At 72.0% G+C, this 25,241-nt stretch carries 17 protein-coding genes and 1 pseudogene; 3 read left to right on the top strand and 15 right to left on the bottom strand.

Features of this window, described 5'->3' with window-relative positions:
* Nucleotides 1-74 precede the first annotated feature (74 nt).
* Nucleotides 75-824 (top strand): MIP/aquaporin family protein, encoded by a 750-nt coding sequence (locus G443_RS19640; RefSeq protein ID WP_035292474.1) that lies wholly within the window; start codon nucleotides 75-77, stop codon nucleotides 822-824.
* A 140-nt stretch (nucleotides 825-964) separates the two neighbouring features.
* Nucleotides 965-2,482 carry a glycerol kinase GlpK gene (glpK, locus tag G443_RS19635; RefSeq protein WP_026419357.1) on the top strand — a complete coding sequence of 506 codons (1,518 nt, stop codon included), beginning with the start codon at nucleotides 965-967 and terminating at the stop codon, nucleotides 2,480-2,482.
* Nucleotides 2,483-2,491: 9 nt separating this feature from the next.
* Here glpK and G443_RS19630 read toward each other — a convergent pair whose 3' ends face one another.
* Complete coding sequence (locus G443_RS19630; protein WP_026419358.1) at nucleotides 2,492-3,898, bottom strand: NAD(P)H-quinone dehydrogenase; 1,407 nt, start codon at nucleotides 3,896-3,898, stop codon at nucleotides 2,492-2,494.
* A gap of 171 nt (nucleotides 3,899-4,069) precedes the next feature.
* Between G443_RS19630 and G443_RS19625 the strand changes: the two genes are divergently transcribed.
* On the top strand, nucleotides 4,070-4,522 hold the full coding sequence (locus G443_RS19625; RefSeq protein WP_026419359.1) for a gamma-glutamylcyclotransferase: 453 nt from the start codon (nucleotides 4,070-4,072) through the stop codon (nucleotides 4,520-4,522).
* Nucleotides 4,523-4,746: 224 nt separating this feature from the next.
* On the opposite strand, the gene G443_RS19620 is transcribed toward G443_RS19625, so the two are convergent.
* The 14 genes and pseudogenes from G443_RS19620 to G443_RS19555 all read right to left on the bottom strand — a co-directional run bounded on the left by G443_RS19620 (nucleotide 4,747) and on the right by G443_RS19555 (nucleotide 25,225).
* Nucleotides 4,747-5,943, bottom strand: a complete 1,197-nt coding sequence (locus tag G443_RS19620; protein ID WP_272500058.1) for an amidohydrolase — start codon at nucleotides 5,941-5,943, stop codon at nucleotides 4,747-4,749.
* A 173-nt stretch (nucleotides 5,944-6,116) separates the two neighbouring features.
* Nucleotides 6,117-7,343, bottom strand: coding sequence for a M20 family metallopeptidase (locus G443_RS19615; protein ID WP_026419361.1), 1,227 nt, complete (start codon nucleotides 7,341-7,343; stop codon nucleotides 6,117-6,119).
* A 227-nt stretch (nucleotides 7,344-7,570) separates the two neighbouring features.
* Nucleotides 7,571-8,443, bottom strand: a complete 873-nt coding sequence (locus G443_RS19610) for a sugar phosphate isomerase/epimerase family protein (RefSeq protein WP_030227616.1) — start codon at nucleotides 8,441-8,443, stop codon at nucleotides 7,571-7,573.
* 40 nt (nucleotides 8,444-8,483) lie between these two features.
* Complete coding sequence (locus G443_RS19605) at nucleotides 8,484-9,488, bottom strand: sugar phosphate isomerase/epimerase family protein (RefSeq protein WP_026419363.1); 1,005 nt, start codon at nucleotides 9,486-9,488, stop codon at nucleotides 8,484-8,486.
* 41 nt (nucleotides 9,489-9,529) lie between these two features.
* The gene (locus tag G443_RS19600) at nucleotides 9,530-9,847 is read right to left on the bottom strand and encodes a hypothetical protein (RefSeq protein WP_026419364.1); all 318 of its coding nucleotides are present in this window, start codon (nucleotides 9,845-9,847) and stop codon (nucleotides 9,530-9,532) included.
* 109 nt (nucleotides 9,848-9,956) lie between these two features.
* Nucleotides 9,957-11,396 carry an alkaline phosphatase family protein gene (locus tag G443_RS19595; RefSeq protein ID WP_026419365.1) on the bottom strand — a complete coding sequence of 480 codons (1,440 nt, stop codon included), beginning with the start codon at nucleotides 11,394-11,396 and terminating at the stop codon, nucleotides 9,957-9,959.
* Nucleotides 11,393-12,598, bottom strand: coding sequence for a metabolite traffic protein EboE (gene eboE / locus G443_RS19590; RefSeq protein ID WP_051314177.1), 1,206 nt, complete (start codon nucleotides 12,596-12,598; stop codon nucleotides 11,393-11,395). The genes G443_RS19595 and eboE overlap by 4 nt, the downstream gene beginning before the upstream one ends.
* A 5-nt stretch (nucleotides 12,599-12,603) precedes the next feature.
* Entirely contained in the window at nucleotides 12,604-13,503 is a 900-nt protein-coding gene (locus tag G443_RS19585) for a TatD family hydrolase (protein ID WP_051314100.1), read from the bottom strand.
* A 3-nt stretch (nucleotides 13,504-13,506) separates the two neighbouring features.
* Nucleotides 13,507-15,152 (bottom strand): annotated as a pseudogene (locus G443_RS19580) (EboA domain-containing protein).
* A complete protein-coding gene (locus tag G443_RS19575; RefSeq protein WP_026419367.1) occupies nucleotides 15,149-16,003 on the bottom strand; it encodes an SCO3242 family prenyltransferase in 855 nt (284 codons plus the stop codon). Before G443_RS19575 ends, G443_RS19580 begins: the two are co-directional and overlap by 4 nt.
* Before the next feature lie 259 nt (nucleotides 16,004-16,262).
* Nucleotides 16,263-17,462, bottom strand: a complete 1,200-nt coding sequence (locus G443_RS19570) for an inositol-3-phosphate synthase (protein WP_051314101.1) — start codon at nucleotides 17,460-17,462, stop codon at nucleotides 16,263-16,265.
* A 182-nt stretch (nucleotides 17,463-17,644) separates the two neighbouring features.
* Complete coding sequence (locus G443_RS19565) at nucleotides 17,645-22,510, bottom strand: ThuA domain-containing protein (RefSeq protein ID WP_026419369.1); 4,866 nt, start codon at nucleotides 22,508-22,510, stop codon at nucleotides 17,645-17,647.
* A gap of 386 nt (nucleotides 22,511-22,896) precedes the next feature.
* Nucleotides 22,897-24,069, bottom strand: coding sequence for a Gfo/Idh/MocA family protein (locus tag G443_RS19560; protein ID WP_026419370.1), 1,173 nt, complete (start codon nucleotides 24,067-24,069; stop codon nucleotides 22,897-22,899).
* A 100-nt stretch (nucleotides 24,070-24,169) separates the two neighbouring features.
* Nucleotides 24,170-25,225 carry a substrate-binding domain-containing protein gene (locus G443_RS19555; protein ID WP_026419371.1) on the bottom strand — a complete coding sequence of 352 codons (1,056 nt, stop codon included), beginning with the start codon at nucleotides 25,223-25,225 and terminating at the stop codon, nucleotides 24,170-24,172.
* Nucleotides 25,226-25,241 lie beyond the last annotated feature (16 nt).

Below are 25,241 nucleotides of genomic sequence, written 5' to 3'. Positions count from 1 at the left end.
CCGTCGCCCGGCCCGGCACGGGTGCGAAGGCCTGACCACCGACCCATACTGTTGCCGACGCGGGGAGGCCACCGATGGATCCGATCAGCAATGGCGAGATCTTCATCTGGGAGCTGCTTGGCACGGCGGTGTTGATCATCCTGGGTGCCGGGGTAGTGGCGAACGTCGTGCTCCGCCGGTCCAAGGGCCGCGAGGGGGGCTGGCTGCTCATCGCGATCGGCTGGGGTTTCGCCGTCTTCGCTGGAGCCAGCATCGCCGACCCATCCGGCGGCCACATCAACCCGGCGGTGACCCTCGGCCAGGCGATCGCGGGCAACACACCGTGGTCGGTCGTGCCGGTCTACGTCGTGGCCCAGCTCATCGGCGCCTTCCTGGGCGCGGTGATCGCCTGGGCCGCCTACAAGCTCCAGTTCGACACCCACGACGACCCGAAGGGGACCCTGGGGATCTTCTCCACCCAGCCGGCGGTGGAGAACCGGCCGTGGAACACCGTCACCGAGGTGATCGGCACCTTCGTGCTGCTGATGTGGATCCTGCTCAGCCCGGGTGCGGAGGTGGGGACCGGCAGCGTCCCGGTCCTGGGCAACTCGGCCCTCGGTTACGCCGGCGTCGCCTTCCTGGTGATCGGGATCGGCGCCTCCCTCGGCGGGCCGACCGGGTACGCCATCAACCCCGCCAGGGACCTCGGACCCCGCATCGCCTACGCGGTGCTGCCGATCAGGGGGAAGGGCAGCCCGGAGTGGGGCTACTCCTGGGTGCCGGTCGTCGGTCCGCTGGTGGGCGCGTCGCTCGCGGCCCTGCTGTACCTGGCGCTGCCGATCTGACCCCGGCGCCCGCCCGAGGTGTGGCCCGACCACCCGAGGGGCATGACCAGGACGACGGTCGCGTCCCGACGTGACGTGGCGACGGTGCCCCGGGCACCACGACTCTCGAACGGCCGGAACCACGAGGAGGCACGCGAGGCATGGCCAACTACGTAGCCGCGATCGACCAGGGCACCACGTCGACCCGGTGCATGGTGTTCGACCACTCCGGAGCGGTGGTCGCCGTCGACCAGCGGGAACACGAACAGATCTTCCCGAGGGCCGGGTGGGTGGAGCACGACCCGGAGGAGATCTGGCGCAACACCCGGCAGGTGTGCGCTGGCGCGCTGGCCAACGGGGACCTCGTCGCCTCGGACATCGCGGCCGTGGGCATCACCAACCAGCGGGAGACCACGGTCGTCTGGGACCGCCGGACCGGTCGTCCCGTCTACAACGCGATCGTCTGGCAGGACACCCGCACCGATCGGATCATCGAGGAGCTGGGGCGGCTCGGCGGCGGCCAGGAGCGGTACCGGGAACGGACCGGACTGCCGTTGGCCACCTACTTCTCGGGGCCGAAGATCCGGTGGATCCTCGACAACGTCGAGGGTGCCCGGGCGCGGGCCGAGGCTGGCGACCTGCTGTTCGGCAACATGGACACCTGGGTGCTGTGGCACCTCACCGGCGGCCCGGACGGCGGCCTCCACGTCACCGACCCGACCAACGCGTCCCGCACGCTCATGATGGACCTGGAGAGCCTGAGCTGGAACGAGGAGATCGCCGGCGAGCTGGGTGTCCCGCTGTCGATGCTCCCGGAGATCCGCTCATCCTCCGAGGAGTACGGGCGCATCAGCCAGCGGGGAGCGCTGAACGGGCTGCCGATCGCGGGCATCCTCGGCGACCAGCAGGCGGCGACCTTCGGTCAGGCGTGCCTCTCCCCCGGCGAGGCGAAGAACACCTACGGGACCGGCAACTTCGTCCTGCTCAACACCGGCACCGACAAGGTGATGAGCCAGAACGGGCTGCTGACCACCGTCTGCTACAAACTGGGTGAGCGGGACACCGTCTACGCCCTGGAGGGCTCGATCGCCGTCACCGGCTCGCTGGTCCAGTGGCTGCGGGACAACCTGGGGCTCATCGGCTCCGCTCCGGAGGTCGAACGGCTCGCCTCGACCGTGCCGGACAGCGGCGGCGCCTACTTCGTGCCCGCCTTCTCCGGCCTCTTCGCGCCCTACTGGCGCTCCGACGCCCGGGGCGCGATCGTGGGGTTGACGCGGTTCGTCAACAAGGGGCACCTGGCCCGAGCCGTGCTGGAGGCCACCGCCTTCCAGACCCGCGAGGTCATCGACGCGATGAACGCCGACTCCGGTGTCGCGCTCAAGTCCCTCAAGGTCGACGGCGGGATGGTCGTCAACGAACTGCTGATGCAGTTCCAGGCCGACATCCTCGGTGTGCCCGTCATCCGACCCAAGGTGAACGAGACGACGGCGCTGGGCGCCGCGTACGCCGCTGGTCTGGCCGTGGGCTTCTGGGACAGCGAGGACGACATCCGGCGCAACTGGATCCAGGACACCCAGTGGGACCCCTCGCTGGCCGAGCAGACCAGGGAGGCCCGCTACCGGGAGTGGAAGAAGGCCGTCACCAGGACCTTCGACTGGGCCGGCGGCGACGAGGAGTGAGACCCAGGCTCAGTTCAGGTCGTCGGCGGGCCGCATCAGCTGCCGGCCCACCTCGGTGATGGAGCCGGAGAGCGACGGGTACACCGAGAAGGTGTAGGCGAGGTCGTCCACGGTGAGCTGGTTCTGCACCGCCATCGCGATCGGCAGGATCAGCTCACTCGCGGACGGGGCGACGACGACCCCGCCGATGACCACCCCGGTCGCCGGCCGGCAGAACAACTTGATGAACCCGCGGCGCAGCCCCTCCATCTTCGCTCGCGGATTCGTCGCCAGCGGGAGCATCACGCTCCTCGCCGGCACCTCACCCGAGTTGATGGCGCCGGTACCGATGCCGACGGTGGCGATCTCGGGGTTCGTGAAGACGTTGGCGGCCACCGTCTTCAGCCGCAGCGGCTGGACGCCCCCGCCCAGGGCGTGCCACATGGCGGTCCTGCCCTGCATCGCGGCGACCGAGGCGAGCAGGAGGACACCGGTGCAGTCACCGGCGGCGTAGACGTTGGACACCGAGGTCCGCGAGACCCGGTCGACGGGGATGAAACCGCCGCGTCCCGGGGTGATGCCCACGCGTTCCAGGCCGATGTCGGTGGTGTTGGGCACCGAACCGACGGTCATCAGGGCGTGGCTGCCCTCGACGACACGCCCGTCCTGGAGGTGCACCCGGACACCGCCGTCGACGCGTTCCACCCGCTCCGCCCTGGCGTGCTTCACGACCTCGGTGCCGCGCTCCGCGAACACGTCCTCCAGGACGGCCGAGGCGTCCGCGTCCTCGTGCGGGAGCACGCGGTCCCTGCTGGACACCATCGTGACCTTGACGCCCATCTCGGTGTAGGCGGAGGCGAACTCGACGCCGGTGACACCGGATCCGATGACGACCAGGTGTTCGGGGAGTTCCGGGAGGTCGTAGATCTGCCGCCAGGTGAGGATGCGCTCCCCGTCGGGTTCGGCTCCCGGGAGGACGCGGGGCGTGGCCCCGGTGGCGATCAGCACGACGTCGGCTTCCAGCACCTCGTCCTGGCCGTCCTCCGTCTCCACCGCGACGCGGTGGGTGGCCAGCCCGGGGTGCTCGTCGGTGAAGCGGGCGTAGCCGCGCACCACCCGCACGTTGTCCCGGCGCAGGCGGGTCTCCAGGTCGGCGGACTGGGCGAGGGCGAGCCCCTTGACCCGGCCGTGCACCACCGGGAGATCGACGTCGGCATGGCCCTCGCCGGTGTTGATGCCGAGTTCGCCCGCGCTCTTCGCCGCGGAACGGGCGGCGGCGGAGACGATGAAGGTCTTCGACGGCACGCAGTCGTACAGCACGCACGCGCCACCGAGGCTGTCCTGGGTGACCACCGTGACCTCTGCGTCATGCTGTGCTGCGACCAAGGCCGCTTCCCAGCTGGCCGGGCCGCCCCCCATGATCACGACGCGGGTCACCAGGTCCTCCTTCGTAGAAAAGCGAACATTCGTCGAACTCCGCAACCGTACGCTGTCCACCGGCGTGGCGAACGATGGCCCTGGTCCGGGCCCTGCCGCTAGCACGATCCTGGCATCGGATCAACGCCCGCGCCCGACAGCGTGCCCACACCGAACGGCTACCCTGTCAGGGTGCCGCTCTACGCCGCGTACGCCTCCAACATGGATCCAGCCCAGATGTTGGAACGGGCTCCGCACTCGCCGCTGGCGGACACCGGCTGGCTCGTGGGCTGGCGGCTCACCTTCGGTGGGGAGGACATCGGCTGGGAGGGCGCGCTGGCCACCATCGTCGAGGACCCTGGCTCCCAGGTCTTCGTGGTGCTCTACGACGTCACGCCCGAGGACGAGCGCAACCTCGACCGGTGGGAGGGTTGCGAACTGGGGCTGCACAAGAAGATCCGGCTGCGCGTGGACACCCTGAACCGTTCGGTCCTGGCCTGGTTCTACGTGCTGGACGCCTACGAGGGGGGACTGCCCTCCGCGCGCTACCTGGGGGTGGTGGCCGACGCCGCCGAGGCGGCCGGGGCTCCCGGGGAGTACGCCAACGAGATCCGCACGAGACCCTGCACCGGTCTCGGCCCCTGATCCCCTCGGTCGCACCGGCCCGGGACCGGCGGGGGCGGTGTGACCGCCCGTCGGGCGGGCGGCGGAGCACGTCCCCTGCGCGGCGAGGACCGCCGCCCCACCCCGCGCTCGCGCGGGCCGAGCCCCGACGTGACCGGACGCATGCGCCCGGGTGGTCACCCCGGACGCACCGGAGCGGGGCCAGCGCGCACCGGGGACCGCCCGGTGCGCCCGCCCGTGCCCCGCTAGTCCGTCATGGCCGTCAGCGCCGCGTGCACGAGGACGCGGACGCCGACCAGCAGGGCCCGTTCGTCGAGGTCGAACGTCGGCTGGTGCAGATCCCGCTGGGGGCCTACCCCCGGCCACACGCCCAGCCTGGCGAAGGACCCGGGGACGTGCTCCAGGTACCAACCGAAGTCCTCACCGCCGGAGGACTGCTGGGTGGTGGACACCGCGCCCTCACCCAGGGCGGCCCGGACGGCCGCGTCCAGGACCCGGGTGCTGTCCTCGTCGTTGACCACCGGCGGGACGCCGCGCTGGTGGCGGAGTTCGTAGGTCACCCCGGTCGGCGCGAGCAGCGCGCCGACCAGGTCCCGCACCATGGGCTCCAGCGCGGCCCACACGTCGCGGTCACCCGTCCGCAGGGTCCCGCGCAGCACGCCGTCCTGCGGCACCGCGTTCGGTGCCTTGCCGGCGTGCACCGCCCCCCAGACCAGCACGGTGGCCGACCGGGGGTCGATGCGCCGTGACAGGAGGGTGGGCAGCCCGGTGATCACGGTGCCCAGCGCGTGCACCAGGTCGGCCGTCAGGTGGGGACGCGAGGTGTGACCACCGGGCGAGGTCAACCGCAGTTCGAGCAGGTCGGCCGCGGAGGTGATCGCGCCGACCCGCAGCCCGACCCTGCCCACCTCCAGTCGGGGGTCGCAGTGCAGGCCGAAGATCTCGTCCACGTCGTCCAGCCCGCCCGCCGCCACCACGTCCAGCGCGCCGCCGGGCATGACCTCCTCCGCGGGTTGGAAGATCAGGCGCACCCGCCCGGGCAGGGACGGCGCGTTGGCCAGGGCCAGCGCCGCCCCGAGCAGGGCGGTGGTGTGGGCGTCGTGGCCGCAGGCGTGGGAGATCCCCTCGTTCTCGGAGGCGAACGGCAGGCCGGTCGCCTCGGCCAGCGGTAGGGCGTCGAGGTCGGCTCGGAGTGCCACGCAGTGCCGTCCGCTGCCGATGTCGCAGATCAGGCCGGTACCGCCCGGCAGCACCCTGGGGCGCAGGCCGGCGGCGGTGAGGCGTTCGACGAGGAAGGCGGTCGTGTTCGTCTCGTGCCGGGACAGTTCCGGGTTGGCGTGGATCGCCCGCCGCCACGCCACCACGTCCGCACCGTGCCGGCCCAGCCAGGAGTCCAGCCAGTCCGGCCCGCGTCCGGCGCCGATGTCCGCCACAGCCGTCATGGTGCTGCCCGAGTCGGTCCCTGGTCCAATCGGCTCGCCGAGCGGCGCGTGGCCCGGTGCGAAAGCACCGCGCGCCGCCGGCTGGCCCCTGGTGCCGGGGTCCGTCCTCGACGGCCTCGCCTGGGCGGTCCTGGTGTTCGTTCCCGTCATCTCATGACCCGAATCCACCACAGTCATGCCGCACCTCCTGTCGCGGCGACTTTCCTCGAAGCGGCAGCCCGACCCGCCACGTCGGCAAGCAGCCTTGTCCGTTGTTCGCTGTCGGTGGCGGCGGCCACCGCGGTCCACGCCATCGCGACCGCTCCGTCCAGCACCGCCTGGTCCGCGGACGGCGAGACGCAGGCCGCCGCGAACTCCGGCTGGTGGTTCACCGCGTCCCCGCAGTCGAGGGCCAGGGTCGGGTGGATCCCTGGCACGACGTGGGTGACGTTGCCCATGTCGGTGCTCCCCGAGACCCGGGACCGCTCCTCGGCCGGGCTCAGCGGGGCTCGGCCCAGGTCGACGACGGCCTCGCGGTACGCCTCCGCCAGCCAGTCGTCCGGACGCAGCTCCGCGTACACCGGGGAGATCTCGGAGGTCTCGTACCCAGCCCCGGTCGCGACGGCACCGGCCCGGAGGCAGTCCTCGATACGACCGCTCAGACGAGCCAGCGATTCCACCTCTGGTGCCCTCAGGTTGAACACCGCGGAGGTCCTGGCGGGCACGATGTTGGGCGCCGCACCGCCGTGCGTCACGATACCGTGGACCTGCTGGCCGGGTTCCAGATGCTGACGAGCGAGCCCGATGGCGACCTGCGCGACGGTGAGGGCGTCCGCGGCGTTGATCCCGCGCTCGGGAGCCGAGGACGCGTGCGACTCCCGTCCCGTGTAGCGCACCTCCAGGTCCGCGATGGCCCGACTGGGACGGGTCACCGTCTCCTCGGGTCCCGGGTGCACCATCAACGCCAGGGCGACCGGGTCGAAGACGCCCCGCTCCAGCATCAACACCTTGCCCCCTCCGACCTCCTCAGCGGGGGTACCGATGACGAGGACGGTGATGCCGAGCTCGTCGGCGACGTCCCGGAGGCCGAGCGCCGCCCCGACTGCCGCCGCCGCGATCACGTTGTGCCCGCAGGCGTGCCCGACCTCGGGCAGGGCGTCGTACTCGGCGCACAGCCCGACGACGAGGTCGCCGTGCCCGAAGCTCGCGGTGAACGCCGTGTCCAGCCCCGCGACGGGGCCACGCACCTCGAAACCCTCGTCGGCGAGCACCGTCGTGATCTTGCGGACGCTCTCGTGCTCGGCGAAGGCCAGCTCGGGCTCGGCGTGGATACTGTGCGAGAGACCGACGAGTGCCGGGGCGTGGGCCCGGACGGCCCTCGCGCAGCGTGACCTGAGTGAACTCCTGTGCCCGGTATCCATCGGGCCATATCCTGCCCCATCCGGGGGGTGCGGGGCGTCGGTCCCGGCGGGGAAGCTGCTCTGCGGTACCGGTCGTGCGCTGGGCGGACCCGGGAACTACAGCCTTGGTGTACTGCCGGACCTGTCACCGTGTGCTTCACCCGGACGGCGCAGGCGCGTCCCCGGGTGGGGCAAGCGCCGCCGGTGGTCGGTCCGAAGCGGACCGACCACCGGCGGCCGGCGCCGGCTCAGAACCGGAGATCCCGCAGGTACTCGTAGCCGACCCGCACGGTCGTCAGCGGGTCGGACGGGTTGTCGTGCTCCACGACGAACTCCCGAACGCCCGCGGTCCGCGTCTCCCGGAAGATCCGACCGAAGTCGATGGTGCCGGTGCCCAGGTCCGCCCACTCACCCGAGGCGCTCCGGTCCTTCACGTGGTACTGGCGGACCCGCCCACCGGTGGAGTGGACGAAGTCGACGGGGTCCACCCCGCCGTCCACCACCCAGTACAGGTCGACCTCGAGGTACACGTTCTGGCGCTGGGTGTGCTCGAGGATGATGTCGATGGGACGTTCCCCGTCGACGAGCTGGAACTCGTGGCCGTGGTTGTGGTAGCCGAAGCGCAGGCCGGCCCGTCGCGCCTTCGCGCCGGCCTCGTCGAGTTGGCGGGCGTAGGAACGCCACTCCTCCGCCGTGTCGAACATCGCCCACGGGGCGGCGACGTAGGTCTGCCCCAGGGTCAGCGCGTCGGCCACCACCTGGTCGAAGTCGCCCTCGACGCCGTTGTGGCTCGAGGTCGCGCGGAGCCCGAACCGGTCGAGCAGGGCGCGGAACTCGGCGGCGGTGCGACCGTAGGTCCCGGCCAGTTCCACCTTCTGGTAGCCGATCGCGGACAGCTCGGCGAGGGTGCCCGGGACGTCCTGTTCGAGCAGGGAACGCAGGGTGTACAGCTGGACGCTGATCGCGTTCCGGGGGACGCGGCCGCCGGGGCCGCCGGCCGGGACCGGGGCCGCGGTCGCCTGGCCGGCGGCCAGGCCGAGCGCCGCCACTCCGAGGGCGGCTCCTGCCACGCCCCGGAACAGGCCGCGTCTGGACAGGGCGACGTCGTCGTCGGGTCTCATCTGGTCTCCTCGGGGAATCCGGTCGGATGGGATGGCCGCGTCACTTCTGGTTGCTGAACGCGGCGTCGAACGCCGCCGAGGGCTTGTCGAAGACGAGGTTCCTGATGAAGGTGACCGCCTCTGCCGCGCCCCGCAGCCGGTCCATCCCGGCGTCCTCCCACTCGACCGAGATCGGACCGGAGTACCCGATCGAGTTCAGGGCGCGGAACGCCTCCTCCCAGTCCACGTCGCCGTGCCCGGTGGAGACGAAGTCCCAGCCCCGTCGGGCGTCGGCCCACGCCAGGTGCGATCCCAGCCGGCCGTTGCGCCCGTCGAAGCGCTTCTTCGTGTCCTTGCAGTCGACGTGGTAGATGCGGTCGGCGAAGTCGAGGATGAAGCCGACCGGGTCGAGGTCCTGCCACACGAAGTGCGAGGGGTCCCAGTTCAGCCCGAAGGCCTCCCGGTTCCCGACCGCCGCCAGCGCGCGTTTCGTGGTCCAGTAGTCGTAGGCGATCTCCGAGGGGTGCACCTCGTGGGCGAAGCGGACGCCGACCTCGTCGAACACGTCGAGGATGGGGTTCCAGCGGTCGGCGAAGTCCTGGTAGCCGTCGTCGATGACGTCCTGGGAGACGGGCGGGAACATGGCCACGTACTTCCAGATCTTCGACCCGGTGAATCCGACGACGGTGCCGACACCCAGCTTCGCGGCCGCGCGGGCGGTGTCGGCCATCTCCGCGGCGGCGCGCTGCCGCACCCCCTCCGGCTCGCCGTCGCCCCAGATCCGGGCCGGCAGGATGTTCTGGTGCCGGTGGTCGATCGGGTCATCGCAGACTGCCTGCCCGACGAGGTGGTTGGACAGCGTCCACACCCGGAGACCGTGCCGCTCGAGCTGGGCCAGTTTCGCCGGCACGTACTCGTCGTCGGCGAGGGCCTTGTCCACCTCGAAGTGGTCGCCGGAGCAGGCGATCTCCAGACCGTCGTAGCCCCAGTCCGCGGCCAGCCGGCAGACCTCCTCGAAGGGCAGGTCGGCCCACTGGCCGGTGAACAGGGTGATGGGTCGGGTCATCGTCGGATTCCCTTCGGTGTGCCAGCGCGGGGGTCGCGCTACTACTTCTTCTTCTTGCGGTATCGCCTTCCCAGGAAGACCGCGCCGAACAGCGCGGCTGCTCCCACGATGGCGGCGATCTGCCGGTTGGAGTCGCGCAGCGCCGTCGGATCGGTCTCCCCGTCCGGGGCGTCCGACTCGGCGGGCGTCTCCGCCGAGCCGGTGGTCCCGGTGTCCCCGGCGGCTCCCGCCGCCCACGGGGCGAGGTCGGCGGCGCCCACCGCCGGCGGTGGGGCCGCCAGGGCTGCTGGGGCGGCGCCGAGTGCGATCAGCAGGAACAGGAGCGGAACCGCCAGCAGGCTGCGGAACGTCGCGCGCATCAGTAATCCTCCGTCGTGTGATCAGCGGTCGTGCTCGCTGAGACACCGTGTAGATCCGACGCCGTCGAGTCTGCCGGTCCTGGCCGTCCACATCACCTGCCGATCGGGATCAATCCGTGCCGAGGCCGGGAACCGAGCCGAGCGGCCACCGCGTCTTCGGTCCACCGTCGAGCCCCTGGAGGCGCAGCATCACGTCCCGGACATCGGTGGCGGCGACCCGGCCGCCCCGCTCGGCCGCCTCCGGTGCCGGTCCACCGGAGCAGAGCAGGACGGGTCCGTCGAGCGGGCTGTCCGGGAGTCGCCCGTGCGAACCGCTGACCGGGGACGGGTCGAGGGGCACGACGTTCATCGCGTAGCGCAGACCGACCTTCTTCCTGACCAGGTTGCCCGCCGCCTTCGCCTTCACCAGCGGGTCCTTCGGGTCCAGGAAGAGCTCGGCCGGGTCGTAGCCGGGCTTGCGGTGGATGTCGACGCCCTTGGCGAAGTCCGGTGCCCGGTCGTCGTTCAACCAGTAGTAGTAGGTGAACCAGGAGTCGGGTTCGGCGACCACGACGAGTTCCCCGGCCCTCGGGTGGTCGATCCCGTACCGGGCCTGTTCCTCCCGGTCCAGGACCTCGTCCACGCCGGGCAGTTCGGCCAGCAGGCGACGCACCCTGGGCTGGTCGGCGGGATCGGCGACGTAGACGTGGGCCACCTGGTGGTCGGCGACGGCGAAGGCGCGGGACGCCCACGGGTCGAGGTACTCCATGCCGGCCTGCCGGTAGACCTCCAGCAGGCCCTCACGCCGCAGGGCCCGGTTGACGTCCACCGGCCGGCGGACCGACGTGATGCCGTACTCGCTGAGCACGAGCACGGTCGCGTCGGCCTCGGCCGCGTCGCGCAGCAGCGGGGCCAGCGCGTCGTCCACGGCGCCCGCGGCGATGACGGCCTCGGAGGAGTCGGGGCCGAACCGCTGCAGGTCGTAGTCCAGGTGTGGGACGTAGACGGTCATCAGGTCCGGCGCGTGCCGCGCGAGGACCCGGCGGGCCGCGCCGACGATCCAGCGGCTGGACTCGATGGAGGCCGTGGGCCCCCAGTAGTGGAACAGGGGGAAGTCCCCGAGGTCCGAGGAGAGCTCGTCGTGCAGCGCCGGCGGACGGGTGTAGCAGTCCGGGGACTTCCTGCCGTCGGCGTGGTAGATGGGCCTCGGGGTGACCAGCAGGTCCGTGCTGGCCCCCATCGCGTACCACCAGCAGATGTTCGCGGCGCGGTAGCCGGGGCGCAGCCGTCGCGCGGTCTCCCAGACCTTCTCCCCGTGCACCAGGCGGTTGTGCTGCCGCCACAGGTGCACCTCGCCGAGATCGCGGAAGTACCAGCCGTTGCCGACGACGCCGTGCTCGGCGGGCATCAGCCCGGTGAGGAAGGTGCTCTGCGCGCTGCACGTGACGGCGGGCAGCACGGTTCCCAGTTCGGCCCGCCAGCCGCGTTTCGCCAGTCTGGACAGCCCGGGCATGTGCTCCAGCAGCCGGGGGGTCAGTCCCACCACGTTGACGACGATGAGCGGCTTCACCAGGCGGCCTCCTTCGGTTCTCCGGACGGCGGTGTCCGGCGTGGTGCGCGGTCCGGGTCGGGGAGCAGGTTGTCGCGTGCCCACCGCAGCTCGGCGGCGATGCCCTCCACCAGGTCGTGGCCGTTCGACCTCGATCCGGCCGACCCTTCCGGTTGACCGCCGGCGAGCGCGGTGGGAGGCAGCACGCCCCAGGTGTAGGTCTCCACCTCCAGGTGGGGAGGGTGCGGCTGCCGGAGTTCGTCGAGCGCGGCGGTCGCGGCCAGCAGCACGGGGGTGGTCGAGGCGAGCGGTGGTGCCGGGGTGGCGTGCAGCGGCACGTGGAAGTGCACCCGCCACGGCCCCTCGGCGGGCAGCTCGTCGAACGCGGCGGGCAGGTCGTCGGCCCGGAGCACCCGCCCGTCCCCGGTGCGCTCCCGGACCTGGTGCAGGTAGCGGGGTTCCGCGAAGGCCGCCAGCGCGCTCCTCGTGGCCGGGGTCGCCGGGTCGGGGACCTCCAACGCGGCCGAGGCCTGGACCTTGACGACGTCGAGCCCGGCGGCCGCGACCGCGCGGACCGTCGCGGCGGGCTCCGCCCAGGACACGGCGAGGTGGCAGGTGTCCAGGCACAGGCCGACGTGCGCGGGGTCCACGCGTCCGGCGAGCCACCGCACCGCGGCCGACACGTCGTCGAGGCGGGACCCGGGTTCCGGCTCGACCGCGATCCTGATCGGGGGCGCGTCGCCGGCCAGTTCCCGCAGCCGGGCGGTGAGTTCGGCGAAGGCGGTGGTGGCCACCGCGTCGTCCCGCTCGGACCACGGCTCCCGCCACCCGAGGGGGAGGGTGGAGATGCTGCCGTGGCCGGCGTCGGCGGGCAGCAGCGCCGCGAGCACCCTGGCGCAGTCCAGGGTGTATCGCGAGCGGCGGGGGTCGGTCCACGGCGGCGCGAAGACCTGGTGCTTGACGACCGCGTCGTGGAAACCCCCGTAGGGGAAGGCGTTGAGGGTGACCACGTCGAGGCCTCGGGCGTCGAGTTCGGCCCGCAGCCGGCGGAGGCCGCCCGGATCGGCGGCGAGGTGGCCGGCGACCTCGGCGGCCAACCACAGCCCGACGCCCAACCGGTCCCCGCCGAGGCGGTCGCGGACCGGCCCGGCGTACCGGTCCAGTTGGGCGAGGATCCCCGGCAGGTCCTCCGCGGGGTGCACGTTGGTGCAGTAGGACAACACCATCCTCAGACAGCGCTCCCCTCGGCCGAGGGGCTCGTCGTGCCTGGTCGCGCCCCGCGCAGGACGGAGTTGCCCGAGAACGTCGCGGCGTCGCCGGTGAAACCGGGGAGCGGGTCGAGCACGAGGCGACCGCTCTGCCCGTAGAAGGCCACCGGGTTGTCCCAGAGCACCGTGGACACCTGGTGCTCGGCGAAGCCGGCGTCCCGCATCGCCTCGCCCGTCCTCGCGGTCTTGAGCGGGTCGGACCGCCCCCAGTCGGCGGCCGAGTTGACGAGCTTCCGGTCGGGGCCGTACCGGCGGAGGATCTCGACCATCCGGTGCTCGTCCATCTTCGTGTCCGGGTAGATGGAGAAACCCATCCAGCACCCCGAGTCGGCGACGAGCTCCACGGTGACCTCGTTGAGGTGGTCGACCACGACCATCTCGGGGTTGAGGCCGGACTCCCGGACCACGTCGAGGGTGCGGCGGGTGCCGGCGAGCTTGTCCCGGTGCGGGGTGTGCACCATCACCGGCAGCCGGTGTTCCCGTGCCAGCTCCAGCTGGCGGGCCAGGACCCGGTCCTCCTCGGGCGTCATCGAGTCGTAGCCGACCTCGCCGACGGCGACGACGCCGTCCTTGGCGAGGTAGCGGGGCAGGACGTCGAGCACCTCGACGCACCTCGGGTCGTTGGCCTCCTTGGGGTTGAGCGCGATCGTGCAGTGGTGCCGGATGCCGAACTGGGCCGCCCGGAACCGCTCCCAACCGATCAGCCCGTCGAAGTAGTCGGTGAAGGAGCCCACGTTGGTGCGCGGTTGTCCCAGCCAGAACGCGGGCTCCACCAGGGCTCGGACCCCCGCCGCGTACATCGCCTCGTAGTCGTCGGTGGTGCGGGAGGTCATGTGGATGTGCGGGTCGAAGATGCGCATCGGTCAGGCTCCCTCTCCGGGGTCGGCGGCACTGGTCGGCGGCCGGCCCTCGTCGGTGGCCAGCAACGCCAGGGCATCGGCGGGGACCTCCCGGCCGGCGGCTCGGCGTTCGGCCGCGTAGTCGGCGACCATCCGCAGCAGCTCGGGGTCCGTCCGCCTGGTGAGCTCGGCGACGGCGGCGAGCGGGACCTCCACGAACAGGCACTTCAGCACGCCGTGGCGCCAGGAGTGGTCGTCGAGGTGCGCCGCGGCGAAGGGCCCCATCGCCGCGGCGACCAGGCGGACGTCGTTGGCGCGCAACGCGTCCCGCACGGCGAGCAGGCCGGCCGCGACGACCGGGTCGGCGGGGTCCGGGGCGCGGCCCGCGACGGCCGCGAGCCCCCGCAGCAGACCCCGCTTCTCGGCGTCGTCGCCGTAGCGGTACAGCTCCCGCAGTTCCCTGGCGAGTGCCTCCGGCTCCGCCTCCAGCGCGGCGACCAGCGCGGCGACGATCAGGGTCCTGGCCTGGTCGTCCACCGTGCCGTGCACGAGGCCACCCGGGTCCTCCTCCGGTCTCAGCGCCGCTCGACCGACTTCCCGGCCGACGGCCGGGAAGAGGGAGCGGACGGCGGTGGGACCGCTGGTGACGCGGTGGACGGCCTCGTTCAGCCAGGTTTCCGCCTGGTCCTGCCCGGTCATGTTGACCTCCCGTCGGTGAACTCGCGCCGGTCCTGTTCGGACCGCCCGTCGCTGGTGGGGAGCGCCGCCGTGAGGGCCGTCAGCGCGCGGCGGGCGGTGTCCGGGGCCGCGTGGGAGTGGCGGGGCAGCTCGACGGCGGCGATGCCCGTGTACCCGACCTCGACGAGCGCGGCCAGGGTGGCGGGGAGGTCGAGCTGTCCCTCGCCGAACTCCAGGTGTTCGTGGACGCCGGGCAGCATGTCGTCGAGTTGCACGTTCGCCAGCAGCGTCCCGGCCCGGCGCACGCAGTCGGCCGCGGTGTCCGCCTCGACCGCGACGCAGTGCCCGACGTCGAGGGTGAGCCTCAGCCACTCCGGCTCGCCGAGTGCGGTGCGCAGGTCCAGCGCTTGGCCCAGGTTCCACACCCGGTGCCCGGGTTCCGGCTCCAGGGCGAGGGGGGTGGAGCGGCGTTCGGCCTCGGCGAGGACGGGCCGGAGGTTGTCCCGCAGGCGCCGCCAGGCGAGGTCACCCGGTGCGGCCGCGCCCCGCGACGCGGGCTCCTCCGCGTCCGTCGGTTCCCGTTCGCCGGTGCCGGGTTCGGCGACGCCCGACCAGCAGGACACGCAGTCCGCGCCGAGGCCCTCGGCGACCCGCAGGGCGCGCCTGAGGAAGTCGACCCGGGGCGCGGCGTCGGGGGACACGAGGGTGGGGTGGTGTTTGCGCCACGGGTCGAGCAGGTACCGGGCGCCGGTCTCCACGACGACCCGGAGGCCGAGGTCGGCGAGGGTGGCCGCGACCCGGTCGACCCGGGCGCCGAGGTCCGGTGCGAAGGGGTCCAGGTGCTGGTGGTCGAGGGTGAGCGCCACCGCCTCGTAGCCGAGGTCGGCGATGACCCGGAGCGCGTCGCCGAGCCGGTGGTTGGCGAAGCCGTTGGTGCCGTACCCGAGGGCGAAGGCGGCACCGCCGGCGCTGGGTGGCTCCACGCCGGTCATGTCTGGCTCACCCGCCGGGCCAGCCGTCGTCCCAGGGGCACCAGCCCGGCCAGGGCCGCGGACACGGCCAACGAGCCCCGCCTGGCCACCAGGGCCGCCTGGAGGGGGATCATGCCTCGGATCCCGACTCCCGTCGCGGCCCTGGCGTTGGCCGCCGAGGTGTCCCGGGCGGCGGTCAGCTGCGCCCCGCCGACGGTGCGGGCGTAGCCGGCGGCGGCGAGGACCGCACCGGCGCGGTGCCACCCGCCGCGGGCCGGGCCGAGGACGGCGAGCGCGGTGGACGCGGTGGTGGTGGTGAGGGCGACACCCGCGGCGACGCGACTGGTGCCGTGCACCTCGCCCTGGGCGAGGGTGGTGACGCCCGCCGTGTGGGCGGCCATCGCCAGGGCGCCGGGCGCGGCGGCCCGGGCCGAGCGGGCGCCGGCGCCGAGCAGCACGTCCAGCCCACGGCACACCGCCATCCCGAGGGGCGCGGCCGGGGTGTTCTTGAGCAGCGTGTCGTACGTCCACACCGAGGCGGCCAGCGGCACGGCGATCCGGAGGGCGTCGCGGCCGCCGCCCAGGGCGGCGAGGGCGAGGCCCGCGCCGGTGAGGGTCGTGGCGACTCCCAGCGCGGCACCCGGGCTGATCCGACCGGAGGGGATCGGCCGCTCCGGTCGTTCGACGGCGTCGAGGTCGCGGTCGGCCCAGTCGTTCAGCGCCATCCCGGCGAGGTAGAGGGCCGCGGAGGACAGGGGAAGTCCGAGCCGCCGCCCGGTCAACGGGCGGCCGGCGGCCGCGGCGCCGACGGCGGTGTCCCCGAGCACGGAGAGCGCGGCGGGCAGGCGGACGAGTTCGGCGAGGGTCCGCAGTCGCGCCGCCGGGCCGGCCAGCTCGGGACCGGGGTGGGCCGTGCCGGGCCCGGTGTCCCCGCGTCCCCGGTGGCGGCGGGTTGGCGGTGTGGGTCGGCCTCGGGTGCGGTCGGAGGGCCGGTCCCGGCGCCGGTGGTGCCGGTGGTTCGCCCGTGTCCGCCGCCGGCGTCGCCGCTCGGCGCCGTGCCCGCTCGGGTGGGCTCGTCGACGGTGACGCCGCCGGGCGCGGGAGGCTGCGGGCGGTCGTGGGGTGCGGGGTTCACCGGGTCTCCCCCTCCCCCCGCGTCGGCTCCCCGAGCTCGTCCACCCAGCTCAGCAGTTGCCGGTACTGCTCACCGAGCCCGTGCTCGCGGTTGCCGTCCGGGTCCTTGAAGAAGAAGGCGAGCGCGCCCAGCGGCCCGCTCCGCCCGTCCGCGTGCGCGGCGGCGGTCAGCCTGGCCAGGTCCAACACGAGAGGAGCGGCGAGCGCGGAGTCGTATCCGGTCCAGGTGACCTGCATGGTCATCCGCGCGCCGAGGAACCCCTCAAAGGACACGTGGTCCCAGGCGGTCTTGACGTCCCCGAGGTCGGGCACGTTGTCGATGTGCAGCGGGGCCGTCACGTCCTCGCCGAGCAGGGAGGAGAGCACCCCGGACTTGGACTCCAGCTTGCTGGCGGCGGACCTGGGGTCGGCGAGGGTCGCGCCGTCCCCGCCGCCGAGCAGGTTCGTGCCCGCCCAGGAACGCACCCGCAGCGCCCTGGTGGTGAACATCGGCGCGAGCGCGGTCCGCAGGAGGGTCTCCCCCGTCTTGCCGTCCGATCCGGCGTAGGGCAGCCCGCGTTCCGCCGCCAGCTCGCGCAGCGCGGGGAGCCGCATACCCGTGGACGGGGTGAAGTCGACGTAGGGGCAGCCGGCGAGCAGCGCCGCGTAGGCGGACAGCGAACTGGGTGGCAGGGGAGCCCGCTGGGGGTCGGTCAGCGCGGCGGTCAGCGCGGCGGCGTCCTGGTGTTCGGGGAGGAGCGTGACCGGGGCCTCCGTGGAGGAGACGTTGACCACGACGACCCGGTCGAGCGCGTGGCGCTCGGCGAACTCGGTGAGGTCGTCGGCGAGTCGGCGCGCGGCGTCGGCCTGGGCTCCCCGGTGGGAGACGGGGTCGTGCCCCGCCCGGATCTCGGCGTCGACGGCGGCCAGGCCGGGTTCGATGGAGGGCAGCAACCGGTGGGGCAGCAGCCCGGCGTCGGCGAGCAGTTCCGCCTTCTTGGGCAGGCACGTGTTCACGATGTCGTGCCCCCCGACGACGATCTCGTCCCAGGTGGGCAGGGGGCAGGCGGAGAACTCGGGGAGTTCGGTCACGCACCCGGTGGCCTCGACCAGGCCGTGTCGTAGCGCGACGAGACCGCTGACGGCGGTGGTGGCCACCGAGCCCCTGGCTCCGATCAGCCACAACCCGGTACGCCCCGGTCTTCCAGTGGTGTTCATCGTCGAACCCCTTCCTTGCGGCGCACGCGGCTCGCCGAGCGTTCCGTCGAGTCCGCTGGGGCGGCGCGGCGCTGGTGACCTCGTTCGAGGAGACCGCACCGCGCCACCGACCAACAGCAGGGTGTGCGGTGGCTCACATCCGCTGGCGGATATGAGCCACCACGGTGGGTGACCGCGGGTCGTCAGTCGCGGTCGACCGCGTTGACGGCCATGTCGAGCACGGCCACCCCTTCGATGGAGGCGATGATCGCCTCCGCGTCACGCACCAGCACCGAGCGCACCTCGGCGTCGCGGACCAGTTCGGCGTCCCCGGCCAGCGCGACGAACTCGCGCAGCTCGTTGATCGCGCCGAGCTCGTCCCCGGTCGCCTCGGCGATCCTGGCGGCGGTGAGCTGACCCGCCAGGGCGGCGTGCCCGCTCAGCGACAGCCGGTTGGTGAGCCGGAACCTGTCGACGAGCTGGCCGACGTCGCGCAGCGAGGTGGTGGTGGCGAACACCAACGACTGCTCGGCGGTGTTGCCGGCGTTGTCGGTCGCGCTGACCGACAACGTGTGGGTGCCCAGGGCCAGCTGGTAGAGCGGGAGCACCCGCCCGGACAGCACGGCCTCCCCGTTGAGCGTGCCGCTCACCGAGTCGATCCCGGAGGTCTCGTCCTCGGCGTGCCAGGAGAGCACCAGGTCCGTGGCGTTGCCGTAGACCACGCCGTTGGCCACTCCGGACACCAGCAGCGTCGGCGCGGTCGCGTCGATCATGATCGTCGCGGCCTTGTCCGCCTCGACGTTCCCGGCGACGTCCACGGCCCGGTACCGCAGGGTGTGTTCGCCGTCGCCGCTGACCTGGACGGGTTCGGTGTACTCCGCCCAGTCCTCCCCGTCGAGGGTCCACTCCACCCTGGCCACCCCGGACGTGCCGTCCTCGGCGGCGAGCTCGACCACGACGTCGGCGTCGTGCCAACCGGCCTCGTTCGGGTCGGCGAAGTCGGCCGTGGTCAGCGGGGCCGTGGTGTCGACCCGGAGTTCGGCGGTGCCGGGCTCCTCCACGTTGCCGGCCACGTCGGTCGACCGGTACTCCACGGTGTGGACGCCGTCACCGGGCAGCGCGAACGGCTCGGTGTACTCGGTCCAGTCGCCGTCGCCGATCCGGTACTCGGTGGTGGCGACACCGCTGCCCTCGTCGCTGGCGTCGAGGGTGACCTCGGGGGAGGTCAGGAACCAGCCCTCGGCGCCGTCGGCCTCCGCCGGGTCGGTGCTCAGGGACGTGGTCGGCGCCTCGGAGTCGACGATCTCCTGGATCTGGACGTTCCGGAAGAACACGTCGTCGACGTCACCGTGGTTCTGGAGGCCGATGTGACCGCTGGTGAGGTCGCGGTCCGGGTGGGTGCTGGTGAAGTCGTTGATCAGCACGTCGTTGAGGTAGACCTTGATGGTCTGCCCCTGGACCACGATCTCGTAGCTGTTCCACTCGCCCTCGGGGTTGAGCGCCTCGTCACGGGCCTCCAGGTCAGCGCCCTGGAAACCGTAGATGGCACCGGTGGTGCGGTCCGGCTCGTCGGTCGGGTCGATCTGGATCTCGTACCCGTGGTTGACGGCCAGCCACGGGTCGTCACCCGGGTCCGGGAACCCGACGAAGACACCGGAGTTGTCGTCGCCCGGCATCATCCAGTCGAGCTTGAGGCTGTAGGCCTCGAACTCCTCCTCGAACCAGTACAGGCCCATGCCCCCGGTGGACAGGATGGTGCAGTCCTCCTGGAGCACGAACTCGCCCGGGCCCGCCTGCTTCCAGCCGCCGAGGCTGTCCTCGGTGCCGTCGAAGAGCATGCGGTAGCCCTCCTCCGGCTCGGCGGGCTCGCAGCCCGGTTGCCCGGCACCCGGGTCGGCGACACCGTCGCCGTGGAAGTGGATGATGTCGACGTCGAAGAGCGCCTCGTCACCGTCGCCGGTGAACACGAAGTACAGCGCGTTCGTGCCGCCCGGGTCGGTGATGTCGACCGGGCCGACGGTCTCGAAGTTCTCCCAGCCGCCGGTGTTCGCGACGTCGACGCTGCTGATCAGTTCGCCGTCGGGCGCGCCGACCCGCACCTCGATGGTGCCGCCGATGCCGCCGGAGGCGATCCGGAAACCGATCTGGTCGACCTGGTGCAGGTTCACCGGGTCGACGGAGATCCAGTCGCCGTCGTGGATGTCACCCACGACCCGGCCACCGCCGGCGCCCTCCTTGCTCAGGACCGTGACGCCCTCGCTGTCGGTGAAGAACTCGGCCTGCTTGTTCTTCAGCTGGAGGACGACCTCGTCCGACCCGGTCAGCGGGGGCAGGTCGCCGGCGCCGTTGTCGGTGTAGCTGGCGTTGATGATGCCGAAGACGTTGGCGTCGTCCCCGTGACCGCCCTCGCCGGGGGTCTCGATGAGCCCGCTGCAACCGTTGACCCGGGTCAGCGGGTGGCCGTGGCTGTCGTGCCCGAGGATGTACTCGACGACGACCCTGGAGCAGTCGATCTCGCCGTCCTCGGGGTCGGTCACGGTCACCTCGAAGGGCACCCGCTCACCGAACGCGAAGACACCGCCGTGCACGGGAGCGTTCAGTTCCACCACGGGGGCGGTGTTGCCCACCGAGATGGAGACGGCGGCGGTACCGACCCGCTCGTCGTCGTTGGTGGCACGCAGCCGGGCGGTGTAGACGCCCTCCTCGGTGTAGGTGTGCTCCGCGGTGGCGCCGGTGGCGGTCGCGCCGTCACCGAACTCCCACTCGAAGGCCAGCTCGCCGCCGGCCGGGTCGACCGAACCGGCCGAGTCGAACTCGACGGTCAGCGGCGCGTGCCCGGAGGTGACGCTGGCGCTGATGGTGGCCACCGGGGTCCGCTCGCCGCCGGTGTAGTCGATCCGGTAGAGCGCGGAGTCGTCCGAACCGCCGAACCACTCGCTGCCGTAGTCGAGCACGTACAGCGAACCGTCCGGTCCGAACTCGATGTTCATCGGCTGGACGAGGTCCATCGAGTCGAAGAACGGGTTGATCTTGAGCAGGTTGCCCTCGGCGTCGTGGTGGAGCTCCTTGATCCAGCCGCGTCCCCACTCGTAGGCGAAGTTCTTGCCGTCGTAGTACTCGGGGAACTTGGTGTCGGACTCCAGCTCGGGGTCGTACCGGTAGGTCGGGCCCCCCATCGGGGACTCACTGCCCGAGCCGAAGGCCGGCAGCGAGCCGCCGCTGTACTCGATCCAGGCCGGCACCGACGGCGGCAGCTCGGTCAGACCGGTGTTGTTCGGGCTGTTGTTGACCGGGTTGTCGCAGTCGAACAGCGGGCCGGACTCGCCGGTGGCGAAGTCGTACTCGTTGTACGCCTGGTTGTCGCCGTGGCAGTAGGGCCACCCGTAGTTGCCGGGCTCCTTGATCAGGTTGAACTCGACCAGGCCCTCCGGACCCCGGTTCGGGTCGGGCGAGCCGGCGTCGGGACCGTAGTCGCCCAGGTAGATCCAGTCGGTCTCCCGGTCGATGGCGAACCGGAACGGGTTCCGGAAGCCCATCGCGTAGATCTCCGGACGGGTCTTGTCCGTACCCGGCTCGAAGAGGTTGCCCTCCGGCACCGTGTAGCTGCCGTCCTCCTGGACGGTGATCCGCAGCAGCTTGCCCCGCAGGTCGTTGGTGTTGGCGGAGGAACGCTGCGCGTCGAAGGCCGGGTTGCGGTCCGGGCGGATGTCGATGGGCGTGTAGTTGCTGGAGGCGAAGGGGTTGGTGTCGTCCCCGGTGGACAGGTAGAGGTTGCCCTCGGAGTCGAAGTCGATCTCACCACCGGCGTGGCAGCAGATGCCCCGGTCCGCCTCGACGTGGATGATCTCCTGCTCGCTGTCCAGGTCGAGGGTGTTGTCCTCGGTGAGCTGGAAGCGGGAGAGGGTGTTGTGCCCGATGAAGGGGGCGAAGTCCTCCGCCGTGCCGTTCTCCGGCGCCTCGCCCGGCGGGGTGTCCAGTTCCGGGGAGTAGTAGAGGTAGACCCAGCGGTTGTCCTCGAAGTCCGGGTCCACGGCGATGCCCTGGAGGCCGTCCTCGTCGTGGTCGTACACCGGGATCCGGGCGGCGAGGGTGTTCAGGCCGTCGGCGGTGGTGTGGAACACCCGGCCGTCGCGGGCGGTGTGCAGCACGCTGCGGTCGGGCAGCACGGCCAGGGCGATCGGCTCGCCGGCCTGGTCGGCACCCTTGGCCAGGGTCACCTGGTCGAAGGAGGAGTCGACGGTCGCCTTGCAGTCGGCCTCGGCGACCCCGGCGGCGGTGCGCAGACCGCCGAGCAGGTGTTCCAGGAACGCGGGCTCGGAGAACGACTCGATGGTGTGGCCACCGCCGGTGTACCAGGAGCGGCCACCGTCGAACTCCTGGCACCAGGCGATCGGGTGGTCGTGGCCCATCGCGCCGCTGCCGGCGTCGTAGCTGTCCTCGTCGAGGGCCGCCAGGACGTGCACGTCGCCGCGCGGGTTGTCCTGGAAGTTGTACCACTCGTCCGTCCGCACCCACTCCTCGTCGAGGTGGGCGGTGGAGGGGTGGACGTGGTCGGTGACGACCGTCGTCGCCTCCTGGATCTGCGGGTGGGAGTCGAAGTAGGCACCCACCAGCTCGCCGTACCACGGCCAGTCGTACTCGGTGTCCGACGCGGCGTGCACGCCGGCGTAGCCGCCGCCGTCCTGGATGTAGCCCTCGAAGGCCGCCTGCTGCTCCTCGTTGAGGACGTCACCGGTGGTGGACAGCCAGACGACGACGTCGTAGTGGCCCAGGTTCTGCTCGGTGAAGTCCTCGGCGTCCTCGGTGTGGTCCACGTGGAAGCCGTGCTCCGCACCGAGCTCCTCGATGGCGGCGACACCGGCCTCGATGGAGTCGTGCCGGAACCCGGCGGTCTTGGAGAAGACCAACGCGTGGAAGTGGTCGTCGTGCTCGTGGTCATCGCCGGGGTGGTCGTGCTCGTCCTCGTCGAAGACCGGGAAACCGATGGGAGGTTTGGGCTGGAAGGTGTTCGCGGCCGTGGCCGCCTCGGCCGGCTGGTCGGCCGCCACCGCGACCGGGGCCGCGGCCATCGCGCTGCCACCGAGAGCGGTCAGGAGCGCCAGTGACAGGGTGCCCGCGCGGGCCGCCGTGCCCCTGGATCTGGTTCTGTGCCCGGTGGTCGCGGAACTCCCGCCGCGCCCCCGTAATGATCGTCGCACTGGTATGTTTCTCCTGTTCTCACCAAGGTTCGTCGCCCGAACAACAGCGCGTTCTCGACGAGCCGGGGACTACTCGACGTTGAGTGCCAACCTCCTTGTTGCGCTTCCCCGTCGCGGTGTGAACCCATCCGCCCCGGTGTCGGCCGGGGCAGGTCCTTCGTGGAGCCGCCGGGGCTCCCGGTTCCCGGCCCGGCTCCGTGGAGGAGCCGGGCGGAACCGTCTCGCCGACCCGTTCGGCCGGCTGGTCTCGTGGTCGACTACGGCACCGGGGTCCAGCGGGAGTCGGCGGCGGCGCTGTCCTCCACCGCCCGCAGCACCCGCTGCACCCGCAGTCCGTCGGCGAAGCTCGGCTCCGGGTCGGTCCCCGTGCCCACGGCGGTGAGGAAGTCCGCTGCCTCGTGGGTGAAGGTGTGCTCGTAGCCGAGCCCGTGGCCGGGCGGCCACCACGCCCCGAGGTAGGGGTGCGTGGCCTCGGTCACGAGGATGCGTCGGAACCCGCCCTCGGCCGCGTCGATGTCCTCCTCGTGCAGCCACAGTTCGTTCATGGACTCGAAGTCGAACGCGAGGCTGCCCCGCGAGCCGTTGACCTCCAGCCGCATGGCGTTCTTCCGACCGGCGGCGAACCGGGTCGCCTCGAAGGTGGCCACGGCCCCGCCGGTGAACCGCGCGAGGAACAGGGCGGCGTCGTCGACCGTGACGTCCCCGTACTCGGTGCCGGCCGAGGCGGACAACCCCGCCGATGAGGTGGCCACCGGGCGGCGGCGGACGAAGGTCTCGGTGATGGCCGAGACACCCGTGATCGCCTGCCCCGTGACGAACTGGCTCGCGTCGATGATGTGCGAACCGATGTCGCCGAGCGCGCCAGCGCCGGCCTTGGTGCGGTCGAGCCGCCAGGTCAGTGGCGAGTTCTCGTCGGTGAGCCAGTCCTGGAGGTAGACGGCCCGCACGTGCCGCACGGTGCCGAGGCGACCGTTCGCGACCAGCTCGCGCGCCAACGCGAGGGCCGGGACGCGACGGTAGTTGAAGGCGACCATGGAGCGGACCCCGGAGGCGGCGGCCCGTTCCGCCGCAGCCACCATCGCCTCCGCCTCGGCCACCGTGTTGGCCAGCGGTTTCTCGCAGAGGACGTGCTTGCCGGCGTCCAGCGCGGCGATCGCGATCTCGGCGTGGGTGTCCCCCGGCGTGCAGATGTCGACCAGGCCGACGTCGTCCCGCTCGACCAAACGCCGCCAGTCCGTCTCCGCGGCCGACCACCCCATCCGGGCGGCGGCGGCCTCGGTCCTGGCCCGATCGCGGCCCGCGAGTGCGACGAGTTCCGGTGCTACCGGCACGTCGAAGAACCGGTGGACGGTGCGCCAGGCTTGGGAGTGGACGGCACCCATGAAGGAGTACCCCGCCATCCCGACGCCGATCGTCTCGCTGGCTGCCATGCTGTGATCCCTCACATTCTCGATGTCCTCACGATCTCGGCGTGGCCGAGAGGACTACCGTGCCGGCCTCCGCCGGTGGGGCCGGCTGGTGCCGTCCAGGTCAGGACGCGAAGCCCACGTCCCGGTACTCCGCGACGTTGTCGCTGGTGACCACTGCCGAGTAGGTGGTGATGGACGCCGGGATCTCGTGCTCGGCCATGTCCCCGAGGCCCTTGGCCTGTCCGAGGAGGCGGGCCAGCGAGATCGCCGAGGCGCACATCGACGGGCTGTAGAGGACCGTGGCCTTGACGACGCTCTCGCCCGACTCGATCCGGTCCATCATGTCCAGTGAGCCCGCGCCGCCCACCATGATGAACTCGTCTCGTCCGGCGTTCTCGATGGCGGCGAGCACGCCGATGCCCTGGTCGTCGTCGTGGTTCCACAGCGCGTCGAGGGAGCTGGCGGACTGGAGCAGGTTGGAGGTCTGCCGCTCACCGCTCTCCACCGTGAACTCGGCCGCGACCCGGTGCGAGACCTCGAAGCCATGCCGGGCGAGCGCGTCGGCGAACCCCTGGCTGCGTTCCTGGGTCAGGGGCAGCGAGTCGATTCCCGCCACCTCGGCGATCACCGGGTCGTCCTTGCCCTGTTCCCGCATCTGCTCGGCGATGTAGTCCCCGGCGTTGACGCCCATGCGGTAGTTGTCGCCGCCGATCCAGCAGCGGTAGGCCAGCGGGCTGTCGAAGACGCGGTCCACGTTCACCACCGGGATGCCGGCGTCCATCGCCTGCTGGCCGACCGCGGTCAGCTGCGCGCCGTCGTGCGGCAGGATGACGAGGACGTCGACACCGTCGTTGATGAGGGTCTCGATCTGCGCGATCTGCTGGCTGGAGTCGTTGGTGCCCTCGGTGGCGGTGAAGGTGACGTCCTCGAACGCCTCGGCCTGCGACCGCGCGTAGGCGGTCATGGCCGCCATCCAGCCGTGGTCGGCGGCGGGCGCGGAGAAGCCGATCGTCACCTCCGGCCCGGGTTCGGCGTTGTCGCCGGCACCGACGCTGACGTTCCGCGGGGCCTCCTGGGCGGCGTCGTTGGAGGTGCAGGCGGACAGGACGACCCCCGCGCCGAGGGCGGTGCCGCCGAGCAGGAAGCGGCGGCGGGCGAACAGTGGCTGTCTTGACATCGAGGACTCCCGAGCA

This window comes from Actinoalloteichus caeruleus DSM 43889 (assembly GCF_000429185.2).
Lineage (GTDB): Bacteria > Actinomycetota > Actinomycetes > Mycobacteriales > Pseudonocardiaceae > Actinoalloteichus_B > Actinoalloteichus_B caeruleus.
Note: the sequence above shows the minus strand (reverse complement) of the source record. Positions and strands in the feature narration are given on the sequence as shown.

Bases quoted from the DNA above. Each gene is read 5' to 3' on its own strand.
- G443_RS19640 (WP_035292474.1), top strand. From the start codon at position 75: ATGGATCCGATCAGCAATGGCGAGATCTTCATCTGGGAGCTGCTTGGC.
- glpK (WP_026419357.1), top strand. From the start codon at position 965: ATGGCCAACTACGTAGCCGCGATCGACCAGGGCACCACGTCGACCCGG.
- G443_RS19620 (WP_272500058.1), bottom strand. From the start codon at position 5,943: ATGACGGCTGTGGCGGACATCGGCGCCGGACGCGGGCCGGACTGGCTG.
- G443_RS19615 (WP_026419361.1), bottom strand. From the start codon at position 7,343: ATGGATACCGGGCACAGGAGTTCACTCAGGTCACGCTGCGCGAGGGCC.
- G443_RS19610 (WP_030227616.1), bottom strand. From the start codon at position 8,443: ATGAGACCCGACGACGACGTCGCCCTGTCCAGACGCGGCCTGTTCCGG.
- G443_RS19605 (WP_026419363.1), bottom strand. From the start codon at position 9,488: ATGACCCGACCCATCACCCTGTTCACCGGCCAGTGGGCCGACCTGCCC.
- G443_RS19600 (WP_026419364.1), bottom strand. From the start codon at position 9,847: ATGCGCGCGACGTTCCGCAGCCTGCTGGCGGTTCCGCTCCTGTTCCTG.
- G443_RS19585 (WP_051314100.1), bottom strand. From the start codon at position 13,503: ATGCGCATCTTCGACCCGCACATCCACATGACCTCCCGCACCACCGAC.
- G443_RS19570 (WP_051314101.1), bottom strand. From the start codon at position 17,462: ATGAACACCACTGGAAGACCGGGGCGTACCGGGTTGTGGCTGATCGGA.
- G443_RS19565 (WP_026419369.1), bottom strand. From the start codon at position 22,510: ATGGCCGCGGCCCCGGTCGCGGTGGCGGCCGACCAGCCGGCCGAGGCG.
- G443_RS19560 (WP_026419370.1), bottom strand. From the start codon at position 24,069: ATGGCAGCCAGCGAGACGATCGGCGTCGGGATGGCGGGGTACTCCTTC.
- G443_RS19555 (WP_026419371.1), bottom strand. From the start codon at position 25,225: ATGTCAAGACAGCCACTGTTCGCCCGCCGCCGCTTCCTGCTCGGCGGC.